This is a genomic window from Winogradskyella sp., assembly GCF_965228925.1.
GTDB lineage: Bacteria > Bacteroidota > Bacteroidia > Flavobacteriales > Flavobacteriaceae > Winogradskyella.
Genome location: NZ_OZ245845.1, coordinates 3,119,116 through 3,140,807, shown reverse-complemented (window position 1 = coordinate 3,140,807; position 21,692 = coordinate 3,119,116). Strand labels below are relative to the sequence as shown.

General features: G+C 46.6%; 10 protein-coding genes. 7 read left to right on the top strand and 3 right to left on the bottom strand.

The window, feature by feature from the left end:
- Positions 1-238: 238 nt before the first annotated feature.
- The 5 genes from ACO052_RS13040 (at position 239) to ACO052_RS13020 (ending at position 15,405) form a co-directional block, all read left to right on the top strand.
- Entirely contained in the window at positions 239-7,729 is a 7,491-nt protein-coding gene (locus ACO052_RS13040; protein ID WP_422104218.1) for an HYR domain-containing protein, read from the top strand.
- A 26-nt stretch (positions 7,730-7,755) separates the two neighbouring features.
- A complete protein-coding gene (locus ACO052_RS13035; RefSeq protein WP_422104217.1) occupies positions 7,756-7,896 on the top strand; it encodes a hypothetical protein in 141 nt (46 codons plus the stop codon).
- 345 nt (positions 7,897-8,241) lie between these two features.
- Positions 8,242-8,466, top strand: a complete 225-nt coding sequence (locus ACO052_RS13030) for a hypothetical protein (protein WP_422104216.1) — start codon at positions 8,242-8,244, stop codon at positions 8,464-8,466.
- A gap of 48 nt (positions 8,467-8,514) precedes the next feature.
- A complete protein-coding gene (locus ACO052_RS13025; RefSeq protein WP_422104215.1) occupies positions 8,515-15,084 on the top strand; it encodes an HYR domain-containing protein in 6,570 nt (2,189 codons plus the stop codon).
- 156 nt (positions 15,085-15,240) lie between these two features.
- Complete coding sequence (locus ACO052_RS13020) at positions 15,241-15,405, top strand: hypothetical protein (RefSeq protein ID WP_422104214.1); 165 nt, start codon at positions 15,241-15,243, stop codon at positions 15,403-15,405.
- Positions 15,406-15,716: 311 nt separating this feature from the next.
- Here the strand turns inward: ACO052_RS13020 and ACO052_RS13015 are convergent, their stop codons facing one another.
- From ACO052_RS13015 to ACO052_RS13005, 3 genes are read right to left on the bottom strand one after another with little or no spacing between them, the layout of a single operon-like run.
- Positions 15,717-16,313 (bottom strand): HAD family hydrolase, encoded by a 597-nt coding sequence (locus ACO052_RS13015; RefSeq protein WP_422104213.1) that lies wholly within the window; start codon positions 16,311-16,313, stop codon positions 15,717-15,719.
- Positions 16,300-17,598, bottom strand: a complete 1,299-nt coding sequence (locus ACO052_RS13010; RefSeq protein WP_422104212.1) for a DUF6080 domain-containing protein — start codon at positions 17,596-17,598, stop codon at positions 16,300-16,302. The genes ACO052_RS13015 and ACO052_RS13010 overlap by 14 nt, the downstream gene beginning before the upstream one ends.
- A 24-nt stretch (positions 17,599-17,622) precedes the next feature.
- Positions 17,623-18,546, bottom strand: a complete 924-nt coding sequence (locus tag ACO052_RS13005) for a decaprenyl-phosphate phosphoribosyltransferase (protein ID WP_422104211.1) — start codon at positions 18,544-18,546, stop codon at positions 17,623-17,625.
- 1,222 nt (positions 18,547-19,768) lie between these two features.
- Between ACO052_RS13005 and ACO052_RS13000 the strand changes: the two genes are divergently transcribed.
- Both ACO052_RS13000 and ACO052_RS12995 read left to right on the top strand, forming a co-directional pair.
- Complete coding sequence (locus ACO052_RS13000) at positions 19,769-20,353, top strand: hypothetical protein (protein WP_422104210.1); 585 nt, start codon at positions 19,769-19,771, stop codon at positions 20,351-20,353.
- 361 nt (positions 20,354-20,714) lie between these two features.
- The gene (locus ACO052_RS12995) at positions 20,715-21,596 is read left to right on the top strand and encodes a LytR/AlgR family response regulator transcription factor (protein WP_422104209.1); all 882 of its coding nucleotides are present in this window, start codon (positions 20,715-20,717) and stop codon (positions 21,594-21,596) included.
- Positions 21,597-21,692 lie beyond the last annotated feature (96 nt).

The following is a 21,692-nucleotide window of genomic DNA, read 5'->3' as shown; positions in this document are numbered from 1 at the left end:
CTCGGGCGTAACTTGTCCGCATAAATTTTCGACTCTTTAAATCATGAATCAAACTACCTTTTTAAACGGAATTTTTATGGTCTGCCTTTTGTGTTCAACAGCCCCCATGGGACAAAACCGAAATGAAACACAGACCTCCAAGACCAGCCAGTGCGTTGCGGAGAAAGCCGATCGTTACAAGAAGCAGTAACTCATCCTAGCAATATCCAAGGACATCTTTAATTAAAAAACATAAACTATGAAATATACGTTTACCCTACTCATTATATTATGCATAGGTGTTGCCCCACTGAACTGGGGACAGATCGAGGATAACATAAATCCCGTTGCCGCATGCAGGGACATTTCCCCCCAATTGGATGCCAATAGTAACTCTGCCAATGGCGGTGCTGTGGATACGGATACCTGTTCAGAAGATCCCTTTAAGCCCGTTTTCACAAACCTTGCAGGAACAGGTACCGCGACCAATCCCTTTACCTCGCTCGATCCCGCTGTAATTGGAAATTCATCGGGCACTTACTACTTTTCTTTCAACGGCAGTACCTTTCAGGGCGTTCTGGATGAAGGGTGGCTCATGGTACTGAACTACGTCCACCAAGCGGGAGACAACTCCGATCTGGTGGTACGGAATTCGGACCTGCCGATGAAAGGGTCATCCACATTGGGGGACAGTGATGCAGGCACCCCTAACTGGGGGCATCTTGGAAATACGCTGGCCAATGCCATCGATTTTGAAGAGATGCGTCTTTACGGCCAGACCTCGCGAGACACCGGAGATATCATCGACTTTACCACCTCATATACAAGTGCGGTGGACTATGTAAAGACGGGCTCGGGAAGCTTTGCGGGTATCAACAATGCCTCCAACTACGACCTGCTTTCCTCGCATACGGCCTCCATACCCCAAAATGCTCCCAACACATTTGGGGGCAAGGGAAATTTTGCTTTGACCAATTTTCCGTTCTTTAATGGTGGGGTGGCCCACTGGGGAATACGTGGAGAAGGTGGCCGTTGGGAAGTCGATGATTTTACCGTTGGTAGTAATCTAAACGCTTATAGTACCATCCACAGGGTGTGGGTGCGCGGGGACCTCTCGACCGATTTCGATACACCGAGCGTTACGGTACAGTTGGACGCTTCGGGAAACGCAACGGTAGCTGCCGGTGATTTTTCAATTACCGCTGCGGACAACTGCGGTACACCAACGCTCAGCTTGAGCCAATCCACGTTCACCTGTGCAGATCTTGGAACCAATACCGTCCAGTTAAAGGCTACCGACGGAGCTGGCAATGTTAATACGATTGACGTTGAAGTGACCGTGGAAGCATACATAAACTCCAACTCCACAGTGCCCATTTTCACGAACCTTGCAGGAACGGGTACCGCGACCGATCCCTTTACCTCGCTCCATCCCGCTATAGTTGGAAGTACCTCGGGCACCCATTACTTTTCTTTCAACGGCAGCACCTTTCAGGGCGTGCTGGATGGAGGATGGCTCATGGTACTGAACTACGTCCACCAAGCGGGGGACAACTCCTCTCTGGTGGTTCGGAATTCGGACCTGCCGATGAAAGGGTCATCCACATTGGGGGACAGTGATGCAGGGACCTCTAACTGGGGGCATATCGGAAATACGCTGGCCAATGCCATCGATTTTGAAGAGATGCGTCTTTACGGCCAGACCTCGCGAGACACCGGCGATATCATCGACTTTACCACCTCATATGCAAGTGCGGTAGACTATGTAAAGACGGGGTCGGGAAGCTTTGCGGGTATCAACAATGCCGCCAACTACGACCTGCTTTCCTCGCATACGGCCTCAATACCCCAAAATGCTTCCGACGCATTTGGGGGCAAGGGAAATTTTGCTTTAACCGAGTTCCCGTTCTTTAATAGCGGGGTGGCCCACTGGGCAATACGAGGGGATAGTAACCGTTGGGAAGTCGATGATTTTACCGTTGGTAATACAAACGCCTATAGTACCATCCACAGGGTGTGGGTACGCGGGGACCTCTCGCCCGGTTTCGATACACCGAGCGTTACGGTACAGTTGGACGCTTCGGGAAATGCAACGGTAGCTGCCGGTGATTTTTCAATTGTCACGAACAACTGCAGTTCCACAACGCTGAGTCTGAACAAAACCACATTCACCTGTGCAGATCTTGGAACCAATACCCTCCAGTTAAAGGCCACCGATACGGATGGCAATGTTAATACGATCGACGTTGAAGTGACCGTGGAAGGGTACATATATTCCAACTCCACAGTGCCTATTTTCACGAACCTAGCAGGAACAGGTACCGCGACCGATCCCTTTACCTCACTCGACCCGGCAGTAATTGGAAATGCCTCGGGCACCCATTACTTTTCTTTCAACGGCAGCACCTTTCAGGGTGTTCTGGATGAAGGATGGCTCATGGTACTGAACTATGTGCACCTAGCCGGCGACAACTCCGCCCTGGTGGTACGGAATTCGGACCTACCGATGAAAGGGTCATCCACATTGGGGGACAGTGAGGCTGGAACCTCAAATTGGGGGCATATCGGAAATACGCTGGCCGCTGCCATCGATTTTGAGGAGATGCGTCTTTACGGCCAGACCTCGCGAGACCCCGGCGATATCATCGACTTTACCACCTCATATGCAAGTGCGGTGGACTATGTAAAGACGGGGTCGGGAAGCTTTGCGGGTATCAACAATGCCGCCAACTACGACCTGCTTCCCTCGCATACGGCCTCCATACCCCAAAATGCTTCCGACGCATTTGGAGGTAATGGAGATAACGCATTGACCGAGTTTCCGTTCTTTAATGGTGGGGCGGCCCACTGGGGAATACGTGGGAATAGTAACCGTTGGGAAGTCGATGATATTACCGTTGGTAATACAAACGCCTATAGTACCATCCACAGGGTGTGGGTACGCGGGGACCTCTCACCTGCTTTCGATACACCGAGCGTTACGGTACTGTTGGACGCTTCGGGAAACGCAACGGTAGCTGCCGGTGATTTTTCAATTCTCTCGGACAACTGCGGTACGCCAACGCTCAGCTTAAGCCAATCCGCATTCACCTGTGCAGATCTTGGAACCAATACTGTCCAGTTAAAGGCCACCGATACGGATGGCAACGTTACCAGTATTGACGTTGAAGTGACCGTGGAAGACAGTACTCTTCCCACATTTACTGCCTGTCCGGCCGACATTATTAGTTGCAATAGTACTATCACCTATACACCTCCCTCGGTATCGGACAACTGTGGATTTCCCACCGTTCCCACCACTGCACCCACCGGGTTCTCATCACTGGGGACCTTTGGCAACAGCACCTATTTCATCTCAACTGCCACCACCTCTGCCAGTGCGGCATTCGCCGATGCACAGGCCAACGGCCATGAGCTGGTGACCATCAACTCGCAGGCGGAGAACGATTGGCTAAAGGACCAAATAAGTGCGCCTGTCATTATCGGGATCAATGATGTTGACACCGAGGACGACTATGTGTGGCAGAGCGGGCAGCCCGCCACCTATACCAACTGGGCCAACGGCGAACCAAACGATACTGGAAACTATGCAACAATGGGGACCAACGGGGAGTGGAGCGACATGGGTGGATCCGATAGTGGAAAAGTGGTGATCGAGTACCACGACTACAGCACGGGAAGCCCGATCTTGGTCTCTGGACTCCCCTCCAATTCGACCTTCCCTTTGGGAACCACGACCAATACGTTCTATGCCAAGGACATCGCCGGAAATACTCGTACCTGTGCGTTCGACGTGACCATCGACAATAGCTACTTATTGAACGATTGCCCTTCTGAGATTAGAAGGTATGACAATACTTCCAGTACGATCACCTATACACCACCCGCGTTTTCGGGAGACTGTGCATTCCCCACCATTCCCACGACTGCACCCTCCGGGTTCTCATCGCTGGGGACCTTTGGCAACAGTACCTATTTCATATCAACTTCTCCAACCTCTATAGCCACGGCCTATGCCGGTGCGCAGAACAACGGCTATGAGCTGGTGACCATCAACTCACAGGCGGAAAACGATTGGCTGAAAAACAACACAAACATATTATTCCCTGTTATCATAGGGTTCAATGATGTTGAATCTCGGGGCGACCTCGAATGGCAGAGCGGACAGCCCGCCACCTACACCAACTGGGCCAACGGCGAACCAAATGATTTCTTTTCGGACTATGCCGTAATGTGGGCCAACAGTAAATGGTATGATGAGGATGGATCCACTAATGGATATGCGGTCATCGAGTACCACGACTACAGCACAGGGCCGATACTGGCCTCGGGACTCCCCTCGGGTTCCACATTCCCCGTGGGGATCACAACCAATACGTTCTATGCCGAGCACGAATCCGGGGACTTTGATACCTGCTCCTTTAGGGTTATGGTCGGTCCCAACACGGCACCGAGCATCACCAGTTCCACTACCGCAAGCGTAGCGGAGAACCAGACCGCCGCGATCGATGTGGAGGCCAGTGACAGCTACGATTCGGAAGGCTCGGGGCTCACCTATAGTCTTAGTACCGGCAGCAATGGAGGTACCGATAACGACCTGTTCAATATCGATACGGCCACGGGGGTGGTGACCTTTGCCAGTGCGCCCGATTATGAGGACCCAGGTGATGGCGATGCGAACAATGTCTACCTAATACAGGTCACGGTAACGGATCTTGAAGGGCTCACGGATGCAGAGGATATTTCCATTACGGTGACCGACGTGGACGATACACCGCCCGTGCTCGACTGCCGGGACCTCATTTTCTATGCCGTTCCCGGAAACACTACAATGACGGTCAACTACACGGCCCCTACGGCTATCGATGAAACCGATCCGTCCCCCACAGTAACGCGTACACTGGGGCCGGCATCGGGCTCGACCTTTTCGATTGGCACGACCACGATGACCTACCAGGCCGAAGATGCCAGTGGGAATATCTCCTCATGTTCCTTTGATATCGTGGTAAGAGCTAGTTCATTTATGGTCACCAAGACTGCAGATACCGATGATTGGGAATTTGACAGCGATACCGGGGAATTGCTTACCCATGGCTGTGACTTGGACGATTGCTCGCTTCGGGAAGCCATATTTGCCTCGAGTCGCATCCCCGGAGATGATGTCATCATATTTTCGCCATTATTCGACTCCCCGCAGACCATCGCGTTGACCAAGGGCCAAATTTGGTTTGGTGTCCCGAGTAATGGTGGTACAGGCGGCAATCACGTAATAGTTGGTCCGGGTGAGGATTTATTGACCATAGATGCCCAGGGCAACAGCCGTATATTCTATATGGGGTATGCACATATGCTATTGGAACTGTCGGACATGACCTTGGCAAACGCATTCCCTGACTCAAGTGAAAACTGGAGCGATTGGGGCGGTGCCATCTTAACTCTGGGGCACGCTACAGGCAGCAATGGTGACGACCTCTATGATATGAAATTGACCAATGTGACGATTAAAAACAGTAGAGCTAGATTTGGTGGTGGGATGTCCGCATTGCGCTCGCACTGGCTGCTGGAAAACGTCACCTTTGATGGCAATTACGCCCGTGACTGGGGGTCTGCCTTTGAAAGTGAAGGTGGCAATGTGACCATGAACAACTGTGCCGTGATCAACGGTACGGGCTCGGATGCCATCAAGCCCTATGCATCCAATTACGTACAACTGGATGCCCATCTCACCATCAACAACTGTACCTTCAGTGGCAATAACGTCTCTACGCCTGCCTCAGCGATATTGGCCACGGGAGAAAATGGATCAAACGGAAGCTTTAAGGCCTATGTGACCATCAACAATAGTACCATTACCAACAATAACTCCAGCGACACCAACGGTGGGGCCATTGTATTCGAAGGCAATGCCGAAATTGAGATACATAACTCCATTATTTCGGGGAATACCAAAAATGGGGGATTCTCGGACATCGTTGGCGGTAGCCTTGAAAGTTCCAGCAGTTACAATATCATCGGTACCGGAGGTGGGCTCACCGATGGCGTGAACGGCAATATCGTCGGCGTCAACGACCCCCTGCTCCTACCGCTTACCGACAACAATGGTACGGTATCGAGCCACCATCCGTTCTATACCGATAGCCCGGCCTACAACAATGGCGATCCGAATACCTCGGAGACGCTCGATCAAATAGGAAACAACAGGAACCATAACGGCGGGGGATTTGATATCGGCGCCATAGAGATTGCGGATGTTGCACCGCCCAAGCTCAAGCCCCTTGTATTCTTGCAGGGTGCCGCCATCAACCCAAATACGGGTGAAGGGGCACTAATGCGCGATGACCTGAGGACAGGTAATCTTTTACCAACTACCAGTCCCTATACCGATGGGCTTACCTGTGACGCCTCGGTCTTCAGCACCACGGGAAGCAACGCTATCGTGGACTGGGTATGGGTGGAGCTGCGCGATGCTACGGATAGTACCGTCGTAATCGATGGCCGTTCGGCACTCTTGCAGCGCGACGGGGATGTGGTGGACACCGATGGCCTCTCCGTACCCGGTTTCAGGGTGCCGTTCGGCAATTACTATGTGGCCATCGAACACCGCAACCATGTCGGCATCATGACCGCCGCAACGCAGACGCTGGGCACGACCACAGCCGCTGTGGACCTATCCTCCAACCTAACCGCGGTAGAGGGCGGAAGCAATGCACTGGTACTGTTGGCCAACGGATCGTACGGGATGTACAGCGGCGACCATGACGGCAATGCACAGGTACAGAACGCGGACGCCAATGCCGTGATCCAGTTGATAGGCGGGTCGGGCTACGATGCCGCAGACATGGACGCCAATACACAGGTACAGAACACGGACGTCAACATACTGATCAGCCCCAACATTGGCCGTGGGGAGCAATACGGCAGGAACATGCCGACCGGACCGATGTCCAACGACGTCGCTCTGGCCTTTGCCAATGCGCAGATCACCAATGACGGCACCGATGATTTCTACGAGGCGGATATCCTCATATCGAGCTCTACGGACCTATACATCGGCTCGGGACAGGTCTATATCGATTACGCCAACGGGGCCTTCGGGCAGAACGTATCGGCCAACGGCAACATAGAATACAGCCAGCCCGACGGCTCCATACTAGGCCATAGCTTCGGGGCCTTCGCACCGGCATACAAGGATTTTGTGCAGAACGACAACACCGCATCCAGGGTCTCACTGTCCTTCCAGCAGAACATAGCAATGGCCGGCTTGCAAACCGCAACGGAACTTCAGGTGACCACAGCACCGAAGGTCCTGTTCCATATCAAGATCCGCTATGCGGACGCCGCACAGGATGCCGGTATCTGTTTCTTTAGCGACGGGGTCTTCCAGGACCAGTTCTTTACCGCATGCGGAGGCACCGGAACGGCGGACTGTACCAATAGCCCCGGCACACAGATCACCGATGATACCTATGACTGTTCGGAGGCCGGAGTGGATACACTCGCCATTGACGCAAGCGAACAAGGACGCATAGCGCTATATCCCAACCCCGCAAGCGCCAGCTTCAGCATAAAAGGACTGGACACCATGCACAGCGTGAAGGTATACGACATCAGCGGAAGGCTCGTCATACAGGAGGAAAGGGACGATGACAGACCGATAGATATGCGCCCTTATGACGACGGGGTCTATATGGTAGTGATCGGCAATGCAAAAGGATCGGTGGCCAAACAATTAATCAAGAAAAGCCATTGACACAAACCGATAATTACAAAACGACCATGAAAACAAAACTATGTACGATAAGTATTGAATTAATAGCGAACGACGCGTCATGGCTCTTTGATTGGCCGACAAAAGCCAACCCTTTAACCAGAGATACACATTGTGCTGCTATCCAAAAAATAGTATACAATGGATAACAACGTTACAAATACCAAGGCATAAATAAAAAACCAGAAAAAGCATCCCTTGATACAGCCAATTTTACATGGTGCACACTATTTTGTTGAACTTTTTAAAGGGGTAAGATTCAGGTCAGCAAAATGTGCAGGCCCCCCTTAATTTCTTAAGGGGGTTTTTTGGTTTAAAACGGGGAAAATACGGCATCTAAAATATGATGGTCGCCCCGTGATCATGGGACCATGGGATGTAGATTCCTTAGAGCCCTAGTAAGGGATAACACGTAGTTATTACGTGTTGCTTCTTATTTCAGGCCATAAGGCTCGGGCGTAACTTGTCCGCGTAAATTTTCAACTCTTTAAATCATGAATCAAACTACCTTTTTAAACGGAATTTTTATGGTCTGCCTTTTGTGCTTAACAGCACTTATAGTAAAAAATCAAAATGAACCCCAGACCTTAACACCGGCCCAACAGCGTTCTGCTGAGACAATCGACCAGGAGCGCCTTCAAAACGGAACCGCTAAAGTTACCAAAGCGGGGAATACTCATAATAGCGACAGGAAAGCTGATCGTTACAAGAAGCAGTAACTCATCCCAGCAATATCCAAGGACATCTTTAATTAAAAAACATAAACTATGAAACATACGTTTACCCTACTCATTATATTATGCATAGGTGTTGCCCCACTGAACTGGGGACAGATCGAGGATAACATAAATCCCGTTGTCGCATGCAGGGACATTTCCCCCCGATTGGATGCCAATAGTAACTCCGCCAATGGCGGTGCTGTGGATACGGATACCTGTTCAGAAGATCCCTTTAAGCCCGTTTTCACAAACCTTGCAGGAACAGGTACCATGGCCAATCCCTTTACCTCGCTCGATCCCGCTGTAATTGGAAATTCATCGGGCACTTACTACTTTTCTTTCAACGGCAGTACCTTTCAGGGCGTTCTGGATGAAGGGTGGCTCATGGTACTGAACTACGTCCACCAAGCGGGAGACAACTCCGATCTGGTGGTACGGAATTCGGACCTGCCGATGAAAGGGTCATCCACATTGGGGGACAGTGATGCAGGCACCCCTAACTGGGGGCATCTTGGAAATACGCTGGCCAATGCCATCGATTTTGAAGAGATGCGTCTTTACGGCCAGACCTCGCGAGACACCGGAGATATCATCGACTTTACCACCTCATATACAAGTGCGGTGGACTATGTAAAGACGGGCTCGGGAAGCTTTGCGGGTATCAACAATGCCGCCAACTACGACCTGCTTTCCTCGCATACGGCCTCCATACCCCAAAATGCTCCCAACACATTTGGGGGCAAGGGAAATTTTGCTTTGACCAATTTTCCGTTCTTTAATGGTGGGGTGGCCCACTGGGGAATACGTGGAGAAGGTAGCCGTTGGGAAGTCGATGATTTTACCGTTGGTAGTAATCTAAACGCTTATAGTACCATCCACAGGGTGTGGGTACGCGGGGACCTTTCAACCGATTTCGATACACCGAGCGTTACGGTACAGTTGGACGCTTCGGGAAACGCAACGGTAGCTGCCGGTGATTTTTCAATTACCGCTACGGACAACTGCGGTACACCAACGCTCAGCTTGAGCCAATCCACGTTCACCTGTGCAGATCTTGGAACCAATACCGTCCAGTTAAAGGCTACCGACGGAGCTGGCAATGTTAATACGATTGACGTTGAAGTGACCGTGGAAGCATACATAAACGCCAACTCCACAGTGCCCGTTTTCACGAACCTTGCAGGAACGGGTACCGCGACCGATCCCTTTACCTCGCTCCATCCCGCTATAGTTGGAAGTACCTCGGGCACCCATTACTTTTCTTTCAACGGCAGCACCTTTCAGGGCGTGCTGGATGGAGGATGGCTCATGGTACTGAACTATGTCCACCAAGCGGGAGACAACTCCGACCTGGTGGTACGGAATTCGGACCTGCCGATGAAAGGGTCATCCACATTGGGGGACAGTGATGCAGGGACCCCTAACTGGGGGCATATCGGAAATACGCTGGCCAATGCCATCGATTTTGAGGAGATGCGTCTTTACGGCCAGACCTCGCGAGACCCCGGCGATATCATCGACTTTACCACCTCATATGCAAGTGCGGTGGACTATGTAAAGACGGGCTCGGGAAGCTTTGCGGGCATAAACGATGCCGCCAACTACGACCTGCTTTCCTCGCATACGGCCTCAATACCCCAAAATGCTTCTAACGCATTTGGAGGCAAGGGGGATAACGCATTGACCGAGTTCCCGTTCTTTAATAGCGGGGTAGCTCACTGGGGAATACGTGGATCAGATAACCGTTGGGAAGTCGATGATTTTACCGTTGGTAGTAATCTAAACGCTTATAGTACCATCCACAGGGTGTGGGTACGCGGGGACCTCTCGCCCGGTTTCGATACACCGAACGTTACGGTACAGTTGGACGCTTCGGGAAACGCAACGGTAGCTGCCGGTGATTTTTCAATTGTCACGGACAACTGCAGTTCCACAACGCTGAGTCTGAACAAAACCACATTCACCTGTGCAGATCTTGGAACCAATACCCTCCAATTAAAGGCCACCGATACGGATGGCAATGTTAATACGATCGACGTTGAAGTGACTGTGGAAGTTATACCCACATTTACTGCCTGTCCGGCCGACATCTCTAGCTGTAACGCTACCGTCACCTATACACCGCCCTCGGTATCGAACAACTGCTTCCCCGCTGTTCCCACGACTGCACCCACCGGGTTCTCATCACTGGGGACCTTTGGCAACAGCACCTATTTCATCTCAACTGCCACTACCTCTACCAGCGAGGCATTCGCCGACGCTCAGGCCAACGGCCATGAACTGGTGACCATCAACTCGCAGGCGGAGAACGATTGGCTAAAGGACCAAATAAGTGCGCCTGTCATTATCGGAATCAATGATGTTGACACCGAGGACGACTATGTGTGGCAGAGCGGACAGCCCGCCAACTATACCAACTGGGCCAATGGCGAACCAAACGATACTGGAAACTATGCAACAATGGGGACCAACGGAGAGTGGAGCGACGTGGGTGGATCCGATAGTGGAAAGGTCGTCATCGAATACCACGACTACAGCACAGGAAGCCCGATCTTGGTCTCTGGATTCCCTTCGAATTCGACCTTCCCCTCCGGGACCACCACCAATACATTCTATGCCAAGGACGCATCCGGCAATGTTACTACCTGTGCGTTCGACGTGACCATCGGCAATAGCTACTTATTGAACGATTGCCCTTCTGACATCAGAAGGTATGACAATACTTCCAGTTCCATCACCTATACTTCACCCGCGTTTTCGGGAGACTGTGCATTCCCCACCATTCCCACGACTGCACCCGCCGGGTTCTCATCGCTGGGGACCTTTGGCAACAGTACCTATTTCATATCAACTTCTCCAACCTCTATAGCCACGGCCTATGCCGGTGCGCAGAACAACGGCTATGAGCTGGTGACCATCAACTCACAGGCGGAAAACGATTGGCTGAAAAACAACACAAACATATTATTCCCTGTTATCATAGGGTTCAATGATGTTGAATCTCGGGGCGACCTCGAATGGCAGAGCGGACAGCCCGCCACCTACACCAACTGGGCCAACGGCGAACCAAATGATTTCTTTTCGGACTATGCCGTAATGTGGGCCAACAGTAAATGGTATGATGAGGATGGATCCACTAATGGATATGCGGTCATCGAGTACCACGACTACAGCACAGGGCCGATACTGGCTTCTGGACTCCCCTCGGGTTCCACATTCCCCGTGGGGATCACAACCAATACGTTCTATGCCGAGCACGAATCCGGGGACTTTGATACCTGCTCCTTTAGGGTTATGGTCGGTCCCAACACGGCACCGAGCATCACCAGTTCCACTACCGCAAGCGTAGCGGAGAACCAGACCGCCGCAATCGATGTGGAGGCCAGTGACAGCTACGATTCGGAAGGCTCGGGGCTCACCTATAGTCTTAGTACCGGCAGCAATGGAGGTACCGATAACGACCTGTTCAATATCGATACGGCCACGGGGGTGGTGACCTTTGCCAGTGCGCCCGATTATGAGGACCCAGGTGATGGCGATGCGAACAATGTCTACCTAATACAGGTCACGGTAACGGATCTTGAAGGGCTCACGGATGCAGAGGATATTTCCATTACGGTGACCGACGTGGACGATACACCGCCCGTGCTCGACTGCCAAGACCTCATTTTCTATGCCGTTCCTGGAAGCACTACAATGACGGTCAACTACACGGCCCCTACGGCTATCGATGAAACCGACACATCTCCCACCGTAACGCGTACACTGGGGCCGGCATCGGGTTCGACCTTTTCTATTGGCACGACCACGATGACCTACCAGGCCGAAGATGCCAGTGGGAATATCTCCTCATGTTCCTTTGATATCGTGGTACGAGCTAGTTCATTTATGGTCACCAAGACTGCAGATACCGATGATTGGGAATTTGACAGCGATACCGGGGAATTGCTTACCCATGGCTGTGATTCGGACGATTGCTCACTTCGGGAAGCCATATTTGCCGCGAATCACACCCCCGGAGATGATGTCATCATATTTTCGCCATTATTCGACTCCCCGCAGACCATCACATTGACCAAGGGCCAGATGGAAATTGGTCTCCCGTATGGTTCTGCTTTCGGCAATCAAATAATAGTTGGTCCGGGTGAGGATCTGTTGACCATAGATGGCCAAAACAGTACCCGTATATTCTACTCGGCATATGTGCTTTTGGAACTCTCGGACATGACCTTGGCAAACGCAAATTCTGCCACTAGTCCACACTTTGGTAATTATGGAGGCGCTATCATAACCCTAACACACCGCCAAATTAATGGTGTTGACCAAACGGATATGAAATTGACCAATGTCACCATCAAAAACAGTAGAACTAAATTTGGCGGTGGGATGTCGGGATTGCGTTCATGGTGGTTGTTAGAAAACGTGACCTTCGATGGCAATTATGCCATTGACTGGGGGGCTGCCTTTGAAACCGAAGGTGGCAATGTGACCATGAACAACTGTGCCGTCATCAACAATAGGGGTTCGGATGCCATCAAGCCCTATGCGTCCTCTTACGTGGGTCAGGATGCCTATCTCACCGTAAATAATTGTACCTTCAGTGGCAATAACTCCTATAGGTTTAACGTCGTTAGGGTTGCATCGGCCATATTGCCTACAGGAGAAGGCAGCCATACGGCCCATGTAAACATTACCAACAGTACTATTACCAACAACCATTCTGCTTCCGCTGCCATTGTCTGGAATGGCAATGCCGATGTTGAGGCTCATAACTCCATTATTTCGGGGAATACCAAAAATGGGGGATTCTCGGACATCGTTGGCGGTAGCCTTGAAAGTTCCAGCAGTTACAATATCATCGGTACCGGAGGTGGGCTCACCGATGGCGTGAACGGCAATATCGTCGGCGTCAACGACCCCCTGCTCCTACCGCTTACCGACAACAATGGTACGGTATCGAGCCACCATCCGTTCTATACCGATAGCCCGGCCTACAACAATGGCGATCCGAATACCTCGGAGACGCTCGATCAAATAGGAAACAACAGGAACCATAACGGCGGAGGATTTGATATCGGCGCCATAGAGATTGCGGATGTTGCACCGCCCAAGCTCAAGCCCCTTGTATTCTTGCAGGGTGCCGCCATCAACCCAAATACGGGTGAAGGGGCACTAATGCGGGATGACCTGAGGGTGGACGATCTTATACCCACCACCAGTCCCTATACCGATGGGCTTACCTGTGAAGACAGCGTCTTTGACGACGGAGGTACTTCTGGCACTGGCACTACTGCCAACAATATCGTAGACTGGGTATGGGTGGAGCTGCGCGATGCTACGGATAGCACCGTCGTAATCGATGGCCGTTCGGCACTCTTGCAGCGCGACGGGGATGTGGTGGACACCGATGGCCTCTCCGTACCCGGTTTCAGGGTGCCGTTCGGCAATTACTATGTGGCCATTAAACACCGCAACCATGTCGGCATCATGACCGCCGCAACGCAGACGCTGGGCACCACCGCAACCGCTGTGGACCTATCCTCCAACCTGGCCACGGTAGAGGGCGGAAGCAATGCACTGGTACTGTTGGCCAACGGATCGTACGGGATGTACAGCGGCGACTATGACGGCAATGCACAGGTACAGAACGCGGACACCAATGCCGTGATCCAGTTGATAGGCGGGTCGGGCTACGATGCCGCAGACATGGACGCCAATACACAGGTACAGAACACGGACGTCAATACGCTGACCAGACCCAACATTGGCCGTGGGGCGCAATACGGCAGGAACATACCGACCGGACCGATGTCCAACGACGTCGCACTGGCCTTTGCCAATGCGCAGATCACCAATGACGGCACCGATGATTTCTACGAGGCGGATATCCTCATATCGAGCTCTACGGACCTATACATCGGCTCGGGACAGGTCTATATCGATTACGCCAACGGGGCCTTCGGGCAGAACGTATCGGCCAACGGCAACATAGAATACAGCCAGCCCGACGGCTCCATACTCGGGCACAGCTTCGGGGCCTTCGCACCGGCATACAAGGATTTTGTGCAGAACGACAACACCGCATCAAGGGTCTCACTCTCATTCCAGCAGAACATCGCCCTGGCAGGCTTGCAAACCGCAACGGAACTTCAGGTGAACGCAGCACCGAAGGTCCTGTTCCATATCAAGATACGCTATCAAGACGCCGCACAGGATGCCGGTATCTGTTTCTTTAGCGACGGGGTCTTCCAGGACCAGTTCTTTACCGCATGCGGAGGAACCGGAACGGCGGACTGTACCAATAGCCCCGGCACACAGATCACCGATGATACCTATGACTGTTCGCAAGCCGGAGTGGGTACACTCGGTATAGCCGGCAACGAAGATAATCGCATAGCGCTATATCCCAACCCCGCAAGCGCCAGCTTCAGCATAAAAGGACTGGGCACCTTGCACAGCGTGAGGGTATACGACATCAGCGGAAGGCTGATCCTCCAAGAGGAAAGGCACGATGACAGACCGATAGATATGCGCCCCTATGACGACGGGGTCTATCTGGTGGTGATCGGCAATGCAAGGGGGGCCGTAACCAAACAATTAATCAAGAAAAGCCATTGACACAAACCGATAATTATAAAACGACCATGAAAACAAAACTATGTACGATAAGTATTGAATTAATAGCGAACAACGCGTCATGGTCCTTGGAACAACCAACGTCATAAACCAAGAATGCACATGATGGACAACAACATTACAAATATCAATACATAAATGGATAAACAGAACCATAAGGACAATGGGATTACCCGCAGGAAAGCCGTATCAAAACTCGGAAAATATGCCGCCCTTACCGCATTGGGCACATTCATTATACTCAATCCGCTAAGGGCACAGTCGTCATCGCCACCGGATCCCGGCGATAATCCCTTTGATTGAGATGCTTACCCTGCCATGGCAGAACCGTTTTACCTTATGGCCAAAGACGGAAGGAGCATCGCTCGGTACAACCAGTCTTAAATGATGCACGCTATTTTGTTGAACTATTTTAAAGGGGTAAGTTCAGGTCAGCAAAATGTGCAAGGCCCTCTTGAGCAATTAAGGGGGCTTTTGGTTTAAAACGGGAAAGTAAGGTCTATGTAACAAATTTATCAATCACATGTCGAATATTTTTTTAATCATTATAACAATACATTGTATTACCTAAGACATATGATAAATATCACATCCCATTCTTTCGTTAAAATCATTCAAAAAACTCTATAAAATGCTTCATCTGCAAATTCCAAAAGCTGTTTATCACCATTACTATCCCCATAGGCATAGATATATTTTTTAGAACCATCTGAAATATGCTGTTTTACCCTGACAACTTTTTGTTCTCCATAACAATTTTCAGAAGCGAATTTTCCTGTTAGCCTTCCGTCCTTGACTTCAATTTTTGTACTCAAAATAGCATTAAAATGATTCTCATTTGCCCAAGGCAAAATCCAATCTTCAATAGAGGCACTCACAATAATTAAGTAATGCCCTTTAGATTTATGATATGCTATTTTATGCATGGCCTCCAATCGCAAGATTTTATTTATGACTTCTTTAAATGAATTGCATTTATACAGATAATCGTCTTTGGACATATTTTTGAAGAAATAAGAAAATGTGATTTGTTTTGCCAAATCATTCCTTATGAGCTTCAATTTATAAAGTATTAAGACTGGGGACAACAGTAGAAAACCCAAATACGTTGTTGTTGCCCCAAAACAATGTTTTATGAACGCTATGTAAGTATCCTTTTTGGTGATAGTACCATCAAAATCAAAAAGTGCAATTGTATTAGGTAATTCCATAAACTTCGAGTCCAAAATTATTATAAATCTCGTAGAATCTAAAAATGTTGTTGCCTAAAGTGACGACGGCTATTAAAACCAAAAAAGTGACAATTATTTTACCAATTCGCTCTCCCTGATCTTTAACTAGCCAACCTAATAGTATTGGAAAAATGAAAAGCCAATGGCCTGCATAGATAAATGATTCACCAAGACCATATTCAAAAACAATATGAATCACAATATCCATCAAAAAATTAAACGTGATAAAAAGTACGAGCTTGTTTTTTAAATGAGATACAATAGCCCATAGTAACAAAGCCATGACAACTAAGGTAATACCATATGGCCACATCTCAGAATAATTAGCAAGTACTGTATAGGGTCCATCAGGGAATTCTCGCTCTATTACTTGATAGCCGGGTAAAAGCATGGGGCCACCAAAAAATCTACTGAGCACAGTTTGTAGTGTCTCTTGAGGTAAATGAAAATCTGGCCTCGAATACTGTTCGTATCTTACAAAAATATCCAATATTCTCTCACGATTAAAGAAAACGATCAATACTCCGGTAAGTGCTATAAAAAGACTAATGAAACTTGATAATATAATGGTCTGTTTCTTAAGCATTTCTTTAATCGATATTCTATCAAAGAAATATACAGAAAGCACCTTACCAATATTTGTAATTGTTATACCACCAATCGAAAATGCCAGTAAAAATCCTGAGCTAGTTGAAATCCGTTCGTCATTTTGTAGCTTGCTCGAAAAATAATACACCGCTGCTGTTAATAAGAAAAAGGAAAATGTAAACGAATCAAAACTTATTGACAGCGCAAAATTAGAGGCAAAAACTGCAAAAAAGAATGTAATTATATTAGATTTCCAAATCTCTAATCTTATGATTTTTATCAAATAACGTCTGATTATAATTTGAGCTTGAATCACCAAATAGGTACAGAACAGTACCAGAAAAAATGTCTTTGCTTTATACCCAAGAATAAGCGCTATTAAATTTCCCAAATATGTAAGAGGGACAGAAAAAACGGCCATAAATGGATGTGCTGTAATATTAGCAAAACCTCTTCTAGAGATGTATTGGCTATCGAATCCTAAAAAGGTATCACAACACGATTCTGGGTGGTCCAATAAAAATGTATTGAACACAAAAAATGGCGCAAACGCCATATAAGCAATAGCAATAATAAGAAATATAAGTCTTTCCGATTTTGTTCTAGGTAAACATAAGGTTGAAAAATCTCTTAAAAAGCTTTTACTATCTCTCAAAAAAGAGCTTATAAAATTCATAGTAATATTATAGTATTGGGTTACTCACAGAAAATAAATTAGTATGATATAGCACCCTATCCACCCTAAAATGATAAGCTGAAGAAATAGATTTTTAAACAGCAGTTTAGTTGGGCTTGAACTATTCTCCATAACTTGAGTTAACTTCAGGTATTGCAGGATGCCTATAAAAACAAAGAATGTAGTGATATAAATATACTCACCATATCGGGCTACTATTTCTGGAGATAGCGTATACATTAAATAGGCCAATACTATTATTACGGCCGATATACTCATAGAGGTATCAATGAACTTTAAACTATAGCCATCTAATGATTTTCTAAGCTTTGTATTGGTATTCATTAAAACCACTATATCATCGCGTCTTTTACTTAGGGCTAAGAATAAAGACAATAAAAAGGTAAGTATTATTATCCATTGCGAAAGCTCTATATCGGTGACGATGCCGCCAATTATTATCCGCAGTACAAATCCTATTGCAATAATGGTAACATCAACAATAGCATAATGTTTAAGCTTAAAAGTATAAAGAATATTCTGTGCAACATAGTAGCCTAAAATGATAGTGGCCCAAGGTCCATCGAGAATAAAAATAGATATAGTGAATGCTACAAATATCAAGATCAAACCTAGTATCAATGCCTGCCATGGCTTTACTTTGCCTGCGGCTAAAGGCCTATCTTTTTTTGTGGGATGCGCTCTGTCTCGTTCCACATCGCACCAATCATTTAATATATATACGGCACTAGCTGCAAAACTAAAGGATATAAAGACTATGGAGGCATTAATAACCAAGTCCAGTTCCATCATCTTACCAGCAAAAAATAGCGGAAGAAATATGAATAGATTTTTTGCCCAATGTTTAAGGCGCATTAAGCGCAAAAACTCATTTAACGTTTTGTAAAACATGACATAGCTCAAAATAGATTTGTTAGTTGTTGACATAACTAATAATGTGACACTGTCACCACATTATTCGGTTTATAGAAATACTTACAATATCTAAATAAGGGTCACTATAACGAAGCTAAATACCTAATCAACATAATTAAGGATGGTTTGTTTTTTAATAATTTAGTTGTCTTATACTACGTTGACTAATCCGTTTAAAAGCACTAACATTGGTTATTATTATTTTGAAGGAAATGCTCAAAACTGCAAAGACCATTTTCCATCCTGAATTATATGTTCTAACAATGGTATTCATCAAATCAATATTTACCAAATTTTTTAGACGAAACGTATGATATATCTTGATTAATGTCATTCGTTATGGGAAAAGGACAGTTTTTGTCGAATAATAAATGCTATTATTAGGTATTAATAAAATATAGTGTATATTTACAGCAAATTCTTACCCTTTAAAATAAATCTCAAGGGAACACGTCAATATTTTGTCGTAAAATTTCCAGATTATTCGTTGACTTTGTAAATGGATTTCTATCAAATTGAAGATTCCGTTCTAAACACTATAAGGCTATTAAGCGAATAAATATTTGGCCCTTATTTGAGATGACTCGCGGATACAGGTACTAGCGTTTTTTAAACCGTCTAGTAAATGGTCTTCCAGAGTTAAATATTAAAGTTCATTTAATTTGGATGGAGCTGACCAAGACATGAGGCTAAGATAAAGTTCTGGTTTGTAGGTATAGTAGGACATTTATCGTCTGGTCAGCTTCTTTTCAGTTTTTAGTGGCGTTCGTTTTATAGTAGTAGACGATGCTAAAATAAAATGCCCATTTTAGGACTAGAAAAGATAAATATTTAAAATCTTATAAGAGGTACCACTTATATTTTACGTACTAGCTCTTATTTAAATAAAAAGATTAAGTAAATACTTTTACAGTGCTAGAATGACATAGTTCATTTAATTTGGATAAAGCTGGCCATGACTCGAGGCTAAGATAAAGTTCTGGTTTGTAGGTATAGTAGGACATTTATCGTCTGGTCAGCTTTTTTTCAGTTTTTAGTGGCCATTAGTTTTATAGAAGTTGTACTTCTTTATTGAAATGCTTGTCTCATCTATCGTGAGATGGGTTTTTTATGCAATAGAATCACTCAAAACTGCCACTATAAATGAATTAGAAAAGATAAACCAGGAGTTTAAACTAGTAACCATGCTTAGCAATAGGCGATATAATTAATTGATATTTAAACATTTTTGTACATGAAAAAACTACTTTTACTTGCAATACTTTGCATCTCCTCGCTTTGTATGTCTGGACAAGGGAATAATGATGATAACCCAAACTCACTAAACTGGTTGGCAAGTGCTGGTTTAAATGCAATTAATAGTCAAGGTACACAATCACCCGTTGGTAAAATAGGAGATTGGGCCATTAATATTCCTATCTCTCTGGCCATTGAGGCAAGATGGGCCGACGGACTCGCTATAGAACAAGCCTTTACGATTAATTCATTTGCTGAAGGCGAAAGCATAGACGGTGTCGAACTGCAAGAGAATTTTACCTATTTTTCTTTTGACTCCCACGCAAAATACTATTTCGGTAAGCACATTTTGCCCTCCTCAGATTGGATCGATTTTTATGGTAATGCGGGCTTAGGTGTTTTTAGTATCGAAGATCTTAATGCTTCTTTTAACCTAGGTGGTGGTGTCTTAGTCTGGTTGAACAAAAAACGAACAATTGGTATAAGAGCGCAGGTAATTGGTAAATTTGCACTCAATCATTCTCAGCGCGGCATTAATAATAACCATTATCAAACCCATATCCAAGCTGTTTTCGCATTATAATCCGGATATCGGCATACTGCATAAAACTTTTATAAATTCTGCTCCACGAGTAGTGCATTTCAACACTTGTAAGGTAATCCTACCATAACTGGCTTGGATAATACATATATGTAATTTGGCGTTAGAAGTAATAAAGACCTAAGCTATATGAAACGTTGTAAAGCGACTTTCAGAAACTAAAGTATCTAGAACACCAACCCGTCAACATAATCATTATCAACATAGTCCGTATCTTCAAAATGAGAACTTTGTGTCTAAATTAGCCCAGAAATATTGGCAATCACTTAGTTTTGACAAAATTTTCAAGTATATTCATTTGTGTATTGTCTAATCACACCGAGTTTACTAAAAGCTATCACAAATGATTAATTGGCATTGGTTAAAAGCTTCTTATCCTTTTGAACATTCTGTAACCGAGAAGCGAGACACTATTATTTCTCTAACACTATTCGCTAGTCTTATTTTATTATTGCTTCAGCCGTATGGTTTTATCGCTATCAATCGATTGCTTATGTCCGCGGGATATATGGTTATCTCGGTTACTTTACTGATGGTAAATTTTTTCGGATTTCCTAAATTATTTCCATTATGGTTTGAAGAAAGCCGATGGTCTGTTTTAAGAGCCTTTTTGTTTCTTCTTTATAATTTCTTAATTATTGGCCTCTGGACTCATATTTTTCAAAGTCTGATAATTAAGAATGATCTCGCGTATCTCATATCTGGTCATGAACTATTCATAGGCCTTGCCAAAATCATGATGATTGGTCTGGGGGCGTCCGTATTATTGGTTTTGGTACGATACAATATTATGGCTCGAAAGCACCTTCAGGTCTCTCAGGAATTGAACAATCAACTACGCGAGAAACTACACAAGTTAACTCCCATTGATACTGAACAGACCATTGAACTCATTTTGGAAAAAAAATTGGTAGCCTTTAAACGTTCTGAACTTAATTTTATAAAATCTGAAGGGAACTATATTTCGTTATACCTTGCATCGGACAAAAGCTTTACCCCTGCATTATATAGAGCTCGTATGAAGGAAACACAAGAGGCATTATCGGCTTTTCCAGAGTTTTTCAGATGTCATCGATCCTATCTTGTAAATCTGAATCGTATAGAATCAACGCATGGAAATTCACAAGGTTTGTTCATCAAGGTCTTCGGAGAAGAAACCAAAATCCCGGTTGCACGGCCAAAAATCAGATTTTTGAAAGCTCGTATTGCTGATAATTCGTTCTAGACTATACCGTTCAACACAAACCAAGGCAATCCGTCCCATTTTGTGAGTTTAGATCAAAGAAGTAACATACTTTAGCTTCAAATCAATCAATACTCA

What these genes read in the sequence shown, in the direction of transcription:
- ACO052_RS13010 (WP_422104212.1), bottom strand. Translation starts at nt 17,598, where the DNA reads ATGAATTTTATAAGCTCTTTTTTGAGAGATAGTAAAAGCTTTTTAAGA.
- ACO052_RS13020 (WP_422104214.1), top strand. Translation starts at nt 15,241, where the DNA reads ATGGATAAACAGAACCATAAGGACAATGGGATTACCCGCAGGAAAGCC.
- ACO052_RS13015 (WP_422104213.1), bottom strand. Translation starts at nt 16,313, where the DNA reads ATGGAATTACCTAATACAATTGCACTTTTTGATTTTGATGGTACTATC.
- ACO052_RS13040 (WP_422104218.1), top strand. Translation starts at nt 239, where the DNA reads ATGAAATATACGTTTACCCTACTCATTATATTATGCATAGGTGTTGCC.
- ACO052_RS13035 (WP_422104217.1), top strand. Translation starts at nt 7,756, where the DNA reads ATGAAAACAAAACTATGTACGATAAGTATTGAATTAATAGCGAACGAC.
- ACO052_RS13000 (WP_422104210.1), top strand. Translation starts at nt 19,769, where the DNA reads ATGAAAAAACTACTTTTACTTGCAATACTTTGCATCTCCTCGCTTTGT.
- ACO052_RS12995 (WP_422104209.1), top strand. Translation starts at nt 20,715, where the DNA reads ATGATTAATTGGCATTGGTTAAAAGCTTCTTATCCTTTTGAACATTCT.
- ACO052_RS13030 (WP_422104216.1), top strand. Translation starts at nt 8,242, where the DNA reads ATGAATCAAACTACCTTTTTAAACGGAATTTTTATGGTCTGCCTTTTG.
- ACO052_RS13005 (WP_422104211.1), bottom strand. Translation starts at nt 18,546, where the DNA reads ATGTCAACAACTAACAAATCTATTTTGAGCTATGTCATGTTTTACAAA.
- ACO052_RS13025 (WP_422104215.1), top strand. Translation starts at nt 8,515, where the DNA reads ATGAAACATACGTTTACCCTACTCATTATATTATGCATAGGTGTTGCC.